Source organism: Paraburkholderia sp. BL10I2N1 (assembly GCF_004361815.1).
In the GTDB taxonomy this organism is placed as follows: Bacteria; Pseudomonadota; Gammaproteobacteria; order Burkholderiales; family Burkholderiaceae; genus Paraburkholderia.
Map to the genome: position 1 here is coordinate 1,348,690 of NZ_SNWA01000002.1, position 13,285 is coordinate 1,361,974.

Annotated in this window: 12 protein-coding genes and 3 pseudogenes; 10 read left to right on the top strand and 5 right to left on the bottom strand. The window is 59.6% G+C overall.

Annotation, left to right across the window (positions count from 1 at the left end; genetic code table 11):
* Nucleotides 1-97 precede the first annotated feature (97 nt).
* The 8 genes and pseudogenes from B0G77_RS28150 (at nt 98) to B0G77_RS43885 (ending at nt 5,600) form a co-directional block, all read left to right on the top strand.
* Nucleotides 98-1,318: a cyclopropane-fatty-acyl-phospholipid synthase family protein gene (locus tag B0G77_RS28150; protein WP_133665226.1), complete on the top strand. Its 1,221-nt coding sequence runs from the start codon at nt 98-100 to the stop codon at nt 1,316-1,318.
* Nucleotides 1,319-1,479: 161 nt separating this feature from the next.
* The gene (locus B0G77_RS28155; protein WP_133665227.1) at nt 1,480-2,046 is read left to right on the top strand and encodes a TetR/AcrR family transcriptional regulator; all 567 of its coding nucleotides are present in this window, start codon (nt 1,480-1,482) and stop codon (nt 2,044-2,046) included.
* Nucleotides 2,047-2,165: 119 nt separating this feature from the next.
* Nucleotides 2,166-2,401 (top strand): annotated as a pseudogene (locus tag B0G77_RS44630) (haloacid dehalogenase); the annotation flags it as partial.
* Nucleotides 2,398-3,558, top strand: coding sequence for a DSD1 family PLP-dependent enzyme (locus tag B0G77_RS28165; RefSeq protein WP_166656290.1), 1,161 nt, complete (start codon nt 2,398-2,400; stop codon nt 3,556-3,558). The pseudogene B0G77_RS44630 and the gene B0G77_RS28165, both read left to right, overlap by 4 nt.
* On the top strand, nt 3,548-3,949 hold the full coding sequence (locus B0G77_RS28170; protein WP_133665228.1) for a RidA family protein: 402 nt from the start codon (nt 3,548-3,550) through the stop codon (nt 3,947-3,949). The genes B0G77_RS28165 and B0G77_RS28170 overlap by 11 nt, the downstream gene beginning before the upstream one ends.
* Nucleotides 3,950-4,020: 71 nt before the next feature.
* Nucleotides 4,021-4,443 (top strand): DUF1643 domain-containing protein, encoded by a 423-nt coding sequence (locus B0G77_RS28175; protein WP_243751242.1) that lies wholly within the window; start codon nt 4,021-4,023, stop codon nt 4,441-4,443.
* On the top strand, nt 4,436-4,672 hold the full coding sequence (locus B0G77_RS28180) for a DUF4224 domain-containing protein (RefSeq protein ID WP_133665229.1): 237 nt from the start codon (nt 4,436-4,438) through the stop codon (nt 4,670-4,672). The genes B0G77_RS28175 and B0G77_RS28180 overlap by 8 nt, the downstream gene beginning before the upstream one ends.
* Before the next feature lie 4 nt (nt 4,673-4,676).
* The gene (locus B0G77_RS43885) at nt 4,677-5,600 is read left to right on the top strand and encodes a tyrosine-type recombinase/integrase (protein WP_208116511.1); all 924 of its coding nucleotides are present in this window, start codon (nt 4,677-4,679) and stop codon (nt 5,598-5,600) included.
* Nucleotides 5,601-5,621: 21 nt separating this feature from the next.
* Here B0G77_RS43885 and B0G77_RS28190 read toward each other — a convergent pair whose 3' ends face one another.
* Entirely contained in the window at nt 5,622-6,851 is a 1,230-nt protein-coding gene (locus B0G77_RS28190) for an ISL3 family transposase (protein ID WP_133662124.1), read from the bottom strand.
* Between the two features lie 168 nt (nt 6,852-7,019).
* Between B0G77_RS28190 and B0G77_RS44635 the strand changes: the two are divergent.
* A pseudogene (locus tag B0G77_RS44635) lies at nt 7,020-7,169 on the top strand (integrase); the annotation flags it as partial.
* A gap of 206 nt (nt 7,170-7,375) precedes the next feature.
* Here the strand turns inward: B0G77_RS44635 and B0G77_RS28200 are convergent.
* On the bottom strand, nt 7,376-8,398 hold the full coding sequence (locus B0G77_RS28200; RefSeq protein ID WP_133664546.1) for an IS30 family transposase: 1,023 nt from the start codon (nt 8,396-8,398) through the stop codon (nt 7,376-7,378).
* A 391-nt stretch (nt 8,399-8,789) separates the two neighbouring features.
* Between B0G77_RS28200 and B0G77_RS28205 the strand changes: the two are divergent.
* Nucleotides 8,790-9,629, top strand: a pseudogene (locus B0G77_RS28205) (IS5 family transposase); the annotation flags it as partial.
* Nucleotides 9,630-10,092: 463 nt separating this feature from the next.
* Here B0G77_RS28205 and B0G77_RS28210 read toward each other — a convergent pair.
* The 3 genes from B0G77_RS28210 to B0G77_RS43890 form a co-directional block, all read right to left on the bottom strand.
* Complete coding sequence (locus tag B0G77_RS28210) at nt 10,093-11,097, bottom strand: hypothetical protein (protein ID WP_133665230.1); 1,005 nt, start codon at nt 11,095-11,097, stop codon at nt 10,093-10,095.
* Between the two features lie 68 nt (nt 11,098-11,165).
* Nucleotides 11,166-12,113, bottom strand: coding sequence for a hypothetical protein (locus B0G77_RS28215; protein WP_133665231.1), 948 nt, complete (start codon nt 12,111-12,113; stop codon nt 11,166-11,168).
* 894 nt (nt 12,114-13,007) lie between these two features.
* Nucleotides 13,008-13,244, bottom strand: coding sequence for a hypothetical protein (locus B0G77_RS43890; RefSeq protein WP_208116512.1), 237 nt, complete (start codon nt 13,242-13,244; stop codon nt 13,008-13,010).
* Nucleotides 13,245-13,285: the final 41 nt, after the last annotated feature.

Sequence of the window (13,285 nt, forward strand, 5' to 3'; positions counted from 1 at the left end):
CCCGGCTCGCATGCGGCACGCGCGTCTCGCCTCTTCGCGCCCGCTGCCCGATCGACAGCCAGGCTGAAATCGCTACAACGGAAAAAGGAGAATCTCGATGCTTTTGGGAAAAAAACTGGCCCACTGGGCGGAGGAAATACGGTCGACGTCAAACCTTCCAGCGCACCTTGTGTTGTGGAATGGTGAGCACTTCGATTTTGGGACGTTCGCCGAGCCTCATGTCACGCTGAACGTCAGGAGCGCATCCGCGTTGCCGTTGCTCCTCGATCCGAGTCTCGACAATCTCGGCGAGGCCTACGTGAACGGCAAGATCGATATCGAAGGCAAACTCACGGACATCATCGACATCGGCTACGCGCTCGCCCGCAGTACCGTGACTAACGCCCTCTCTGCTGTGCGCGCCGTGCGCGCCATGAGTCACACGAGGCGGACCGACAAGCGGGCAATCCAATACCACTACGATGTCTCGAACGAGTTCTACCAACTGTGGCTCGACGAGAACATGGTCTACTCGTGCGCGTACTTCGAGAACGGCGACGAAGACCTCGCCGCCGCGCAACTCAAGAAGATCGACCACATCCTCACCAAGATCCAGTTGCAGCCCGGACAGCGCCTGCTCGACATCGGCTGCGGCTGGGGCGCGCTCGTGCTGCGCGCGGCCCACAAGTTCGGCGCGCGCTGTGTGGGTATCACGCTTTCCCAGAACCAGTTCGATCTCGCCGCTGCGCGCGTGAAAGCAGCCGGACTCGAGGACCGCATCGAGATCCGCCTGCAGGACTATCGCGACGTCGAAGGCCAGTTCGACCGCATCACGAGTGTCGGCATGTTCGAGCACGTCGGCTGCAGGAATCTGCCTGACTATTTCTCTCGCATCCGCGCGTTGCTCACCGACGACGGCATCGCCATGAACCATGGGATCACGTCCACCGGCGCAGACGGCCGCGAGACCGGCCTCGGCGGCAGCCAGTTCATCGACCGCTACGTGTTCCCGGACGGCGAGCTACCGAACATCAGTCTGGCGCTCGAGGCGCTGCAGAGCGGCGGACTGGAGGCGGTCGACATCGAGAACCTGAGGCGACACTATGCCCGCACGCTCAACACCTGGAGCGGGAACTTCGAGGCGCAAGCCGAGCAGGCCAGGAAGCTCGTCGATGAAGTGAAGTTCCGCATCTGGCGCGTCTATCTGGCGGGTTGCGCCTACGCGTTTGAGCACGACGACGTCTCGATTTACCAGATCGTCTGCCGCAAGGCCGGGCGAAACGCGGCGACGCTGCCGTGGTCGCGCCGACACATGTACGAGCACACACTGCCGCGCTAGCGCATTGGCCCGGATCGATACACGCGGCCGCGCGTGTCAGCGTGCAAGAGAACGCACGGCGCGGGCACGCGGCCTTTCCGATCCGACCCATCGAACTCTGAAACAACACAGTTAGAAAAATCCCCTTGACTGACTACCTATCAGTAGATAGAGTTAACTCTATGGACACGACATCAACAATACGCGAGCAGATTCTCGACCACGCGATCACGCTGATCATGCTCCGCGGTTACAACGGCTTTAGCTACCGCGATCTGTCGGAACTGGTCGGCGTGAAGACGTCAAGTATCCACTACTACTACCCGTCGAAGGACGATCTGGTACTTGAAGCGGTCAATGAGTACAGCAGCGAAGTACTCAATACCGTCAAGGCGATCGACGCTGCGTTGCCGGCCGATGCGAAGCTCAGCAAGTACACGAAGTTGTTTGGCAGAACCCTGGGGGACGGCAATCAGATTTGTCTGTGCGGCATGCTCGCAGCCGACATCGAATCGCTGCCGGACAACATCCGGCATGCGATACAGGCTTTTTTCAAGGCCAACGAAAGCTGGCTGGCGAAAGTGCTCGCGCAAGGTGCACAGGAGCGTACGCTGACGGTCAACGGCAAACCCGAAAATGCCGCGCGTGCGCTCTTCGCGGCTTATCAGGGCAGTGTGCTGGCAAGCCGGTTGTTCAAGACGAAGGGCCGGCTCGAAGATATCGAGGGCACCTTGAAAGTAGTGCGGTAAAGCGGTAGTGCAGTAAAGCTGTAAGGTGAGGTGGCGATTCACCTCTTTAATTGGCCATCGATCTATCTTCCCATAGATAGATGACGTTAGACGGAAAGCGCGGACATCATATCTCTCTTCCCCGCCCCTATCGGCTTGCGCTCCATAAACTAGACGTGTCCCCTCAGGAAGCGGCGTTCGTTGCTGGCTCCAGTTACGACATGTTCGGTACGCGGCCGTCGGATTACGAACCTACTGGCACAACCGGATCGGCTTGCCGCTCGTCTGCGGCGCACAGACACCGGAAATCGAGTCCCGAACACTCACCTCACTCGTCTCGTGGGCCAGCCACTTCGAACCGGCCACTCAGCCATGACACTCGATCACACCGTGGCACTTGATTTACTGTACACACCGGCGGCCGTCATCGAGGTACGCCGGATGGAAAAGAACATCGCATCGATGCAGCAGCGAATGAACGCATTGGGCGTGAAATTCCGGCCGCACGTGAAGACATCGAAATGCCTCGACGTCGTAAGGGCGCAGCTATCCGCAGGTGCACAAGGTATTACGGTGTCCACGCTGAAGGAGGCGGAGACATTTTTCGCGGCCGGCATCACGGATATCCTTTACGCTGTCAGCATCGTTCCGTCCAAGCTCTCCCGGGCTATGGCACTCCGGAAACAGGGATGCGACCTGAAAATCATCGTCGACAATGCCGGCGCCGCCGCCGCAATCGTCGCGTTTTGCCAGACGGCGGACGATCCACTCGAGGTGTGGATCGAAGTGGATACCGACGGGCATCGCTCCGGGATCACGCCCGAGGAGAATGAGCTGCTGGAAATCGGTCGCATCCTGCAGACGGGCGGCATCAAAGTCGGAGGAGTCATCACTCATGCCGGCTCGAGTTACGAACTGAACACGCAGGAAGCGTTAGCGGCGCTCGCCGAACAGGAGCGCGCCGGCTGTGTGCGTGCCGCACAGCGCCTACACGCCGCCGGCATTCCATGCGAAACCGTCAGCGTTGGTTCGACGCCGACTGCGCTGGCCGCAAAGCATCTCGATGGCGTCACTGAAGTTCGAGCCGGTGTTTACGCCTTTTTTGATCTCGTGATGCATAACGTCGGCGTGTGCGCGATCGACGACATTGCGCTCAGCGTACTCACCACTGTGATCGGCCATCGGCGGGACAAGGGATGGGTCATCGTCGATGCGGGCTGGATGGCGATGAGCCGCGACCGCGGCACGTCGAAACAATCCCGCGATTTCGGCTATGGACTGCCGTGCACCCTGGACGGCGCCCCGCTCAACGGCTTCGTGCTGATCGGCGCTAACCAGGAGCATGGCATATTGGCTCGGGCCGATGCTGAGCCCGCAACTGATGACGGCGACCTCGAAACCCGCTTTCCGATCGGTACCCGGCTACGCATCCTGCCGAACCACGCTTGCGCGACAGGCGCACAGTTCCCCGAATACCATGCGCTCGAACCGACCGGCGCACTTACCGTATGGAGACGCTTTCATGGCTGGTGAAAATCGTTCGCCGCAGCCCGTTCACCCCGCTACGCCGGGTCTCTCGACGCCCGGCGGGCACTATAGCCATGTGACGGTCGCGAACGGGTTCGTTTTTGTTTCGGGTCAGTTGCCAGTTACGGCCGCCGGCACGAGACTGGACGACCGTTCATTCGCCGAACAGGCCCGGCAGGTACTCGACAACGTGGAACAGGCGCTGCTCGCCGCAGGCAGCGCGATCGACCAGCTGGTGCAGGTTCGCGTCTACGTCGACGACATCGAAAACTGGCCGGAATTCAATAGCATTTATGCGAGCTGGGCTGGAAATGCACGTTCTTCCAGAGCCGTCGTTCCGACGGGGCCGCTGCATTTCGGTTTGAAGATCGAGGTGGAGGCTTTGGCAGTTCTGTAGAGCAGTAGAGTGAAAGGCCGCGACTTGCGCTTTGTGTCGAATAGCCAGATCACCGAGCAGTCAGAGGATGGGTGACCTACGCGAGTTTCGGTCATCAAGGAGTAGGCTTGAACGCTCATTCCGTCGCACAAGACGTCGAAGGTAAGTTGTTCGATATCACACCGTTATCGGATGAAAGCGCTCGTCAGTTCATGCGCTTTGTCCGGCATTCTGGTGAAGAAGCTCAATGTCTCATTCATCGAGATCTGAACGGCAGCCTCGCCAACGCCTCAATACTCGAAGCCGTCGACCGTGCTTCGATAGTCATCTGCGCATGGGGCTCGCACGAAGCCGCGGCAAGGCGCGCAGCCGACGTACTGCACCTCCTTCGCATCACCAGCATGAGCGGCAAACTCTTTCACCTCGGCCTGAACAGGGATGGCAGCCCGAAGCACCCGCTGTACATCGCCAGCAGCACACGGCCGAAGCCATTTAGCGGGGTCGAGGATGTCTGATACTTTCCTGACGGAAGAAGAAGTAGCAGAATTGACTGGCGTCCGTACGGGGCGTCGCGGCAAGACGCGCGAGGAGCGGCAGATAGACTGGCTGCGAACCTCTGGGATCCCGTTCTGGACAAACGCGCGCCGCCGACCGATTATTCCACGTGCGGCGATCGAAGGGCGGCGGCAGACCGATGAACCGGTCAGGAAGAAGTGGCGGCCGAAGGTGCTTGCATCGGGGTGACATCATGGGTCGAAAGCCGACTGTGAATCTGAACCTGCCACCAAGGATGCGTGCCCGGAAACGTTGGAACAAAATCCATTACTACTACGACTGGGGAGGCAATCCACGTCGCGAAGAACCGCTCGGCCCAGACTTCGTGCTTGCCGTAAAACGGTGGTCCGCGATCGAGGAAACGCAAGCGCCGAGAGCGACACAGCCTACCTTCAAGGACGCAGCGGCGATGTATGTACGCGAGGTCCTGCCCACCAAAGCTCGCCGCACGCAGACCGACAACCTTAAGGAACTCGTATTTCTACGCGAGTTGTTCGACGACGATGTGCTGCTGGACGATATCGAGCCAACCCACGTCAAACAGTATCTGCGCTGGCGTCACAAGAAGGCCGTCGCGTGGTATGCAGCGAAGAATCGGGTCTCGCCCCCGAACGCGGGACACGTGCGTGCCAATCGTGAGATCGCCCTGTTTAGCCACATCTTTAACAATGCACGCGAGATCGGCCTGACGAAAGCGGCGAACCCTTGCGTGGGTGTGAAGAAGAACACGGAGGACGGTCGCGATGTCTACGTGGAAGATGATCTGTATGTACGCCTGTATGAGAAAGCTGACCAGCCGACGCGCGACGCGATGGATCTGGGCTACCTCGCCGGCCAGCGTCCGCAGGACACATTGCGCTATGACGAGCGCGATATCCGGGACAACTTCCTCGCCATAGGACAGGGGAAGACGGGAAAGAAGATCCGCATGGAAGTGACCGGCGAACTGAAGTTGGTAATCGAGCGGATTAGGGCGCGCAAAGCGACTTACAAGGTCGTCAGCACCGCGCTGATCGTCACGGAGACCGGCCAGCGCATGACGTTGAGAACCTTGCAATACCGGTTCAGGACGGCGCGAGAAGCGGCCGGCATCCCGGCGAAAGACTGGCTCTTTTAAAAGCGCAGTGGGTAATGCGGCTCACGAGGCATGCGGATTGAGTGCTGAGAAGTCGAGTTTGCCCGCGATGAGAAACAGCACGGTGCGCATGGTCTTGAAGCTGGCGTATCCCCGTGCCTTGCGCTTGGCGGCCTGAAACAGGCCGTTGATCGCCTCAATGAATCCATTGGTCTGGCGTGTCTGCGCCCACGCGATGATGCCGTCGAAATGACGACGGATCATGCGCGCGACGTCCTTCATGGGCTCGACCTTGGAACGCATGACGTTGCCGCACCACCGGCGCAGCATTTTGGAGACGACGTGGATCTGTTTGCGATCGAGAATCTCGCGCAGTTGCTCGCGGTACATCCACGCTCGGGCCGTGCGGTTGGTGGCGTACTGGCTGATCAGCGCCTCGAGATCGGTCAGTTGCGCGAGATCGAGTTTCTCGGCATCCTTGAGCAGCGACCAGCGCATGCCCTTCAGCGAGGGATCGGTTTTCTGCTGCGCGCGGCGCACACCATCAAGCGCTTTGGACGCATGCGCCACGACATGAAACTTGTCGAAGGTCACACGCGCGTCGGGCAGGTGTTCGTCCACGCCCTTGATGAAGGCAGCCGACATGTCGATGCTGACCGATTCGATCTGTGCAGGCGTGGCATTATGTTCCTCCAGGTGCCGGGCAAAGCGTTCGACAACGCCGGCATCCTTGCCTGGCGTGACGAAGACCACGCGCCTTGCGTCCATGTCGGCGACCAGCGAGATATAGTCCTGCCCACGTCGGGCCGACGTTTCGTCAATGGCCACCGCGGTAACTTCGGACAGGTCGGTCGCGGCCACGGCCAGGTCCACGTAACGGTCACAGATGGCCTTCACCCGATGCCACGACAGGTTCACCACGCGGGCCACCGCGGCAAATGTCATCTCCCGGCACAGCGTCAGCACGAGCGCTTCAAACAGCAGCGTGAAGCCGTCCAGCTTGCCTATCCAGTCGGGTTCGACCAGGCGCACCGAGCCGTCCGGCAGACGCACCCGCGGCACCCGAACCTCCAGATAGCACTCGTGCTGAAAGAAGTTGAGGTGGCGCAGCCGCTTGATCTGGGTGTCGTGAGCCGGATGCTCGCCCGCGACGCCGGGATAGGGAAAGCGCGTACCCGCGACAAAGTCCACGGCAATGGTCAGTTCACGCCGCGCGGCATCGAAATCGACGCCTTGCACGTACCACGGGGCCTTGATTCCCAAGGCGGCTTCAAACAGTTGGGTCTGGTTCATCGGTTCACGTTGTCTTGCAGGGCTGGTTGCCGCATTCTGCCGCAACCAGCCCTGTCCCAGCTTACTTCTTCAACGCGCGTCAAGTATTCGCTTCGCCGGGCTGACGCCCGTACTTGACCCGCCAAACCAGCCACTCGGAATTTGAAATAGGCGAAAGACTTTCAGTTCCGGGATCTACGCGCCAAGGCGGGGACTGACAAGACGGATTCGAGTGGAGACATCCGTCAGGCGCAGAAACAGCTCGGTCACGAGTCGCTGGCCATGACAGAACACTATGTCAGGAAGCGCCGGGGAGAGAAGGTCGGACCGACCAGATAGGAGAATTGCGGAGCAGAACCGATTTTGCGGAGCAGAAATCGGGCTTCAAAAATCGCTGAAAGCCTTGGTGGGCCGGGTGGGAGTCGAACCCACGATGTCCTTTCGGAGGCGGATTATGAGTCCCGTTTCACTGTATGCAAAGACAGGCTTCTGGCGGGGCAGGCACAGTAAATCAAGGGGCGGTTTCAAAACCGAAATGCAACAGGTTAATGAAGGGTTGAAGGTGTTTGCGTGTTGGTCTCGAGCATGCGCGCAAAGACTTCCAGAGGCGAGTGAAAGGCGTGGGTAGCACGGGGCCTGCTGTTCAGGCTGTCGGCGATGTCGTCAAGTTCATCCTGGCTGTAGACCGAGAGATCGGTGCCCTTGGGCAGATACTGGCGTAGCAGTCCGTTGGTGTTCTCACAGGTGCCACGCTGCCACGGACTGTGCGGGTCACAGAAATACACGCGCACGCCGGTGGCGGCGGTGAGTTCCGGATGCCGCGCCATCTCCTTGCCCTGATCATAGGTCAGGCTCTGACGCAGTGGCGTGGCGATGGAGTTCAGTTTGGCGGTGAAGCCGGCCAGCGCTGAGGCGGCGGTGGCATCCTCCATCTTCGCGAGCAGGACAAGCCGGCTGGTGCGCTCGACCAGAACTCCCACGGAGGACTGGTTGCCCGCACCCTTGATAAAGTCTCCCTCCCAGTGCCCGGGCATGACCCGATCGTTCACCTCAGGCGGGCGTACGTGGATGCTCAGCATGTCGGCGATCTTGCCCCGTCTGTCGTTGCCACGACTGCGTGGCATTCGCGTGCTGCGAGCCTGGCGCAGACACGAGATGAGCTGGCGGCGCAGTTCGCCGCGCGGGTGTGCATAGATTGCGTTGTAGATGGTCTCGTGCGAGACGTGCATGGAAGGGTCATCGGGCCACATGCGCGTCAGCGTACCGGAGATCTGCTGCGGCGACCACTTCCAGCTAAGCAGACTGAGCACAATGCGCCACAGTGCGCCTTGGGGATTCAGCTTACCCGGCGTGCGCGCTGCAGCCCGCCGGTTCGAACTGATGGTCTGCGCGACTACCGAAGCGTAGCCGCGCACCGGACACGCATTACGCGCCAGTTCACGGCTGACGCTCGAAGCTGAGCGGTCAAGCGTGCGGGCCATGGCCCGCACGCTCAAACCCTGCTGTTTCATGCTGGCAATAGTGATACGTTCTTCAGGCTGCAACTGCTGATACTTTCTTGTAGTCATGTGCGCACCTTAGCAGATCAAGGTGTTGCACTTCAAAATTGATCGCGCCAGGGTTTCCGGCTGGTCACGATGATGCAAATGCGGACAGTGTTTGCAGCTTTAAGGCAGAAAAATCCACACTGCTCGTGACGCCCGCCTTCCCGGGGATCCGCGCCGCTTGCAATGATGATCGCGCGCCGCGCCTCGCACTTGAGACATCAATCTGGCCTTTCTGAATGAACCAAAGGACGGTCCGGCGTACGGCCGCGCTAGTCGCTCGAGTGTACGTGGTCGAGCCTGAACAATTCGGCGAGCCTCGTGCAGCGGGGCTTTGAGGCCGAAATGGTGTTGTGAGATTTGCAGGAACCTGGCACATTAACGTGAGAATCCTGCAAATTCTGATGAGGTGCGGATGGGTCCCAAGACGCCTGTGAAAGAAGGAGATTTCTTCCGGCAGCCGCTGCGTGAACAGATCAATCTGAAACATCCGCTGGTACGGCTGGCTGACCTGATCAACTGGAATCGGCTGGGCGTCGCGATGAGCGAAAGCTTCGTGTCGCGCAAGGGGCGACCGGCGACATCGCCCAGGCTGATCGCCGGTCTGCTGTATCTGCAGCACGCATTTGACCTGTCTGACGAAGAGGTCGTCTGGCAATGGGTGGAAAACCCGTATTGGCAAGTGTTCACCGGCGAAACGCACCTGCAGACCGAACCGCCAATCGATCCATCGAGCCTGACGCGCTGGCGCAAGCGGCTGGGCGAAGCCGGCGTTGAGGAGTTGCTGGCCGAAACGATCGACGCAGCCAAAAGGGCGGGCGTGATCAGGGCTGCGAGCGTCAAGCGCGTGATCGTAGACACTACTGTCATGCAAAAGGCGGTCGCGCACCCGACGGATTCACGCCTGCTCGAGCGGTGTCGCGAACATCTGGTGAAGGCTGCAGCGCGCCACGGCCTGAAGCTGCGGCAGAACTACAACCGCGAGGCGCCGCACCTGGCGCGTCAGATTGGCCGTTACGCACATGCGAAGCAGTACAAGCGCATGAAGAAAGTGTTGCGTACGCTGCGCTCGCGTGTGGGTCGGGTGATGCGTGACGTGGAGAGGCAGATAGATTCGGTATCCGAAGGAAGTCGCGTGATTCTGCAGGAACTGGTTGGGCGCACAAAGCGCATCCTGTCGCAAAAGCCGAAGGACAAAAACAAGCTCTACGCACTGCACGCGCCCGAAGTTGAGTGTCTGGCCAAAGGCAAGGCGCATACGCATCAGCAGGATCTCGCGGCGAAGATGCTCAGCGACAATCTCAGCGCGCTGCTGTGCCTGGAAGCACTCCGCGAACGCGACGGCGTGATCGGCGAAGATACGCCTACCGTGCTCGGCTCTTCCAGCGGCGCACTGCTCAAGCTCAACCGCACTCGCGCATTTGCCCACATCCGGCAGTGCTTGCCTCGCTGGCTGTGCGATCGCTGCGCGCCACCCCTCGATGATCTGATTCGTCTGCTTCGTCATATCGCCGACAATGTCATTCGCTTCGTTCCAGACCGGGCACGACCTCGTCCCTCTCAACCCAAGCCACACAAGGCATTCGCCTCCAAGGCCGTCATGTAGTCATCCTTAAGTTGCGAGGATTTCCTGCACATGGCCGTCCGGGCGCGAGCGGCCGCCGAAGCTGGGCTGCCGGAATGCCGCTACCAGCAAAGGCTGTCATGTCGGAATATCGCTATTGCCGTCCAAAAACAGCGGTTAGCGCCATCGTGCAAAGCGAGGTAATAATTGCGCCTATCAAAAGTCCGAGTACCAAATTCGTCCCGATATATTTGTTAAACCGATCGTCCGTGACCCAGACACCATTCTTTGTAAACCAAGCACTCCCGTGGATCGTAACGATCGCGCTATCCGGTCTGAGCTCGAGTTTCGTCGCACGCAATAATATCGGGGTGGTCGCACAATCCTGGCTAGCTGGATCTCCCAATTGCCAATAGTCCAACCCTTCGTTTGCCGCACAAGCGTAGAGTGTGTCAACGCTAACGTCGGACGGTCGCACAGCGGCGCTGCGCAAAGACAGGCCGGAACTGGCCGCGAGGGTATCTTCCGCTGCGCCGAGGTGAATAATCGAGGCAGGTTTTCGGGACGGAAAAGTCAGTATGAACGCGTGGTCCTCCGGAACCTCGACGGTAATCGGAACGGCGCCAGGAAGGTGTACGACAGTGCGTTCGGCAATTTGCAAGGCTTTCTGTTCTGCCGAGACTGGCGCCGTCCCGCTTGTGTCGAGCAATACGCCGAGCTGAACTTTCAGTCTGGCGTTGTGTGGAACGATATTCAGGCCTGGATGCGGCCCTTCTCCAATGTGTGCAATCTGCACTTCCGGAACGCCGCGGTCCGCTTCCAACGTTATGTCTATCATCGTGTGGCCGATTCCTGTTTGCGTGGTCGTCCAGGATATCGCTCCATCGGACGTCGGAATCGTCAGCGCGAAATCGTCGCGGAGCGACTTGGCCGTGCTTTCATCCAGATGCGCTCTATCGAAACGCACGTCGACACCCTCGTTGTCCGCGCCCTCGATAGCTAGCAGCGGCCCCGCTCCGAGTAGCTCGAGGAGAAGCCGGTCCCCGATCCCCACTTTCCACGGGTCCGATGAAACCTGGTGGGCAATTGGTCGACTTGTCACGTACCAGTACCCCCCCGCAAGCACCAGCAACACGACAAGGGCGACGGCTGCGTGCATGATGATCGCCCGCGCTTTGGGCGTGATCCTGCGCGCGTGCGATACGGGACCAGGTTTGGGTCGCCTAGTCATGGCTTCACAATGTGTACGGAGTCGGGCGAAAGTGCGCCGCCCCAGCTCTTTTCGTCATTCAACGTATTCCAGACTCGCACTTGCAGGTGATATATGCCTGGCTTGCGTTCGCCGCCCCCATCCTTTCCATCCCAGCTCCCACGATGTGGCCCATGCGGCAGGGCATCGAGTTGGGTCGCGTGTACGACCCCCACGCTCCACTGCCCTTCCCCCGTCTCTTCGAAGCGAAGTATTTCTTCCGAAGCGCGGACAAAGAAATTTACGGTGTTGTAGCCGAACGTGGCCGATTCCTGCGGGAACCGAGGTGTGGGCGGTCCGAATTGCACATTGTTGATCGCGACCGATCCAACTGCGCGCGGTCCTGCGCCGATACCGTAGACGGCGATTGGAGAAAAGGGGCGCGCCGCTTGCTGGCCGCCGCCGGTGGTCGAGGTACACGCCTGCCGTTCCGAATAGACGATGTATTCGCCAGGCCGAGGGTTAGGCCCAATTTCGTCAGGAAGATTTACCTTGGCGACATGCCGGCCGGCATGACCGTCCATATCCAACAAGATGCCTGCGTATGATTTTTCGCCCGTGCTGACGGCAAGCCACGTGCAACTGTCGGGCTGCGGCAGGAAGTCAATCACGAAAGGCCAACCGCCGCGCGTGAACCCCTCGACAGTAAACGACCCAATGCTCAGCGTTACGGGAAATTGAGGGCCTCTCTCCAGCAAACTGTCCGTGCTGGGTTTCGGCTGGGGACTGGACGGATTGACTTTGACTTCGGACCCGCCATCGGGGCGATTGAGGAATATCTGAATCGGGTTAAAGTTGATTGGCGGACCGTTCTCGGGCTTCGGAACAACGGATCCTTCACCCCTTGGCTGCGCAAGGACAATTTGCGAGCTAAACGACAAGCCAACGAACGCGCAGCCAACGGTGCCAATCAGCCTTAAAGTCATGCCGCGGTGCCTGTTCATAATTGCCCCCCAGTTGCCGGTTCCGCGTTGCACACATGATGCAGCGTGGGGTGTCGAACTCACGTGCTGTGCTCGCGATGACGCGGCATCCATTTCCTGCATTCGGATGAACGCTGCGATCAATAAACAATCGCACCGCATACAGACCCATACGTCGCCCACTGAACATGTACAAACAGAGGTTGACGTCACAGTACCGTGCAGACGTAAGATAAGTCTGCCAAAGGGAGACCTGCTCAAGGTGTGAGCGGAACTTATGAATCGTTTCCGTAGCCCATAGTTTTTTGACCATATGGAAGTAAATCTAGCACTCGACGCGAATAATACAAGGCGTTGGTTTGTACCCCTGAATTGACCTGTGATCTCATCCACGAACGGTGGCCACCTCGAATTGAGCGTTGGTTGATACGTTGAAGGACGGCACGTGATCGTCAAGATTGAAGGAGTAAAAGAGCCTGTCTTGACCGCCACCTTGCTGACCCAGCATGACGAAATGGCGTACACGCTCAGACTAACCGCGCGGGAGCCGGTCCGAGCTGCTTCCAATGACTTCCTGTTGGCACGCCCAATCGCGCGGCCGTGCGTGGCTTGCCGCTGCCGCGTCGCGCAGCGGCAACGTCTCAGTGCGGCCGAGGGTGTGTCAAAACGTGCGCCGCTGCCATTCCGCAAAGACGCCGCCCCACCAGAACGCTCTGAATCGGCTTCGTGGCGCCTTGGGAGGGGTAAAGTGACACCCGAAAATCGGGGAGTTTCGAGTTTTGACTCAACTTTAGACACCGGCATCGCTGCCTCACCATCCCCAACGCTGGGCGGCGACCAGGCTATACCGACAACGAAACTGCGATGAACGCGGAACCGCGGCGAACAGATGAAGCGCTACAGCCTCAAGCGGGGGTCGTTGCGCGGTTCCGGGAAGACGAATTTCTGGGACTTGCGGTCGAAGCCGTCGCGAAAGGTAAGTCCGGTAAATTCCATGCGCAGCCACTGCGCCACCAGACCAGCGGTGAGCGGGTGCTTCATGCGCCAGGGTGCTACCGCCTCCATCGGGAAGGCATCGGGGGCCGCCAGACTCAACAACTGCGCCAAGGTCCAAGCCGTCGAGCGAATCTGCATCCACAGCTCGAGCGCGGTGCGCGACTGCTGCCAGAGATTGC

Excerpts from the sequence above, each read along its gene's own strand:
- B0G77_RS28150 (WP_133665226.1), top strand. The coding sequence starts at position 98 with ATGCTTTTGGGAAAAAAACTGGCCCACTGGGCGGAGGAAATACGGTCG.
- B0G77_RS28155 (WP_133665227.1), top strand. The coding sequence starts at position 1,480 with ATGGACACGACATCAACAATACGCGAGCAGATTCTCGACCACGCGATC.
- B0G77_RS28165 (WP_166656290.1), top strand. The coding sequence starts at position 2,398 with ATGACACTCGATCACACCGTGGCACTTGATTTACTGTACACACCGGCG.
- B0G77_RS28170 (WP_133665228.1), top strand. The coding sequence starts at position 3,548 with ATGGCTGGTGAAAATCGTTCGCCGCAGCCCGTTCACCCCGCTACGCCG.
- B0G77_RS28180 (WP_133665229.1), top strand. The coding sequence starts at position 4,436 with ATGTCTGATACTTTCCTGACGGAAGAAGAAGTAGCAGAATTGACTGGC.
- B0G77_RS43885 (WP_208116511.1), top strand. The coding sequence starts at position 4,677 with ATGGGTCGAAAGCCGACTGTGAATCTGAACCTGCCACCAAGGATGCGT.
- B0G77_RS28190 (WP_133662124.1), bottom strand. The coding sequence starts at position 6,851 with ATGAACCAGACCCAACTGTTTGAAGCCGCCTTGGGAATCAAGGCCCCG.
- B0G77_RS28200 (WP_133664546.1), bottom strand. The coding sequence starts at position 8,398 with ATGACTACAAGAAAGTATCAGCAGTTGCAGCCTGAAGAACGTATCACT.
- B0G77_RS28210 (WP_133665230.1), bottom strand. The coding sequence starts at position 11,097 with ATGCACGCAGCCGTCGCCCTTGTCGTGTTGCTGGTGCTTGCGGGGGGG.
- B0G77_RS28215 (WP_133665231.1), bottom strand. The coding sequence starts at position 12,113 with ATGACTTTAAGGCTGATTGGCACCGTTGGCTGCGCGTTCGTTGGCTTG.
- B0G77_RS43890 (WP_208116512.1), bottom strand. The coding sequence starts at position 13,244 with ATGCAGATTCGCTCGACGGCTTGGACCTTGGCGCAGTTGTTGAGTCTG.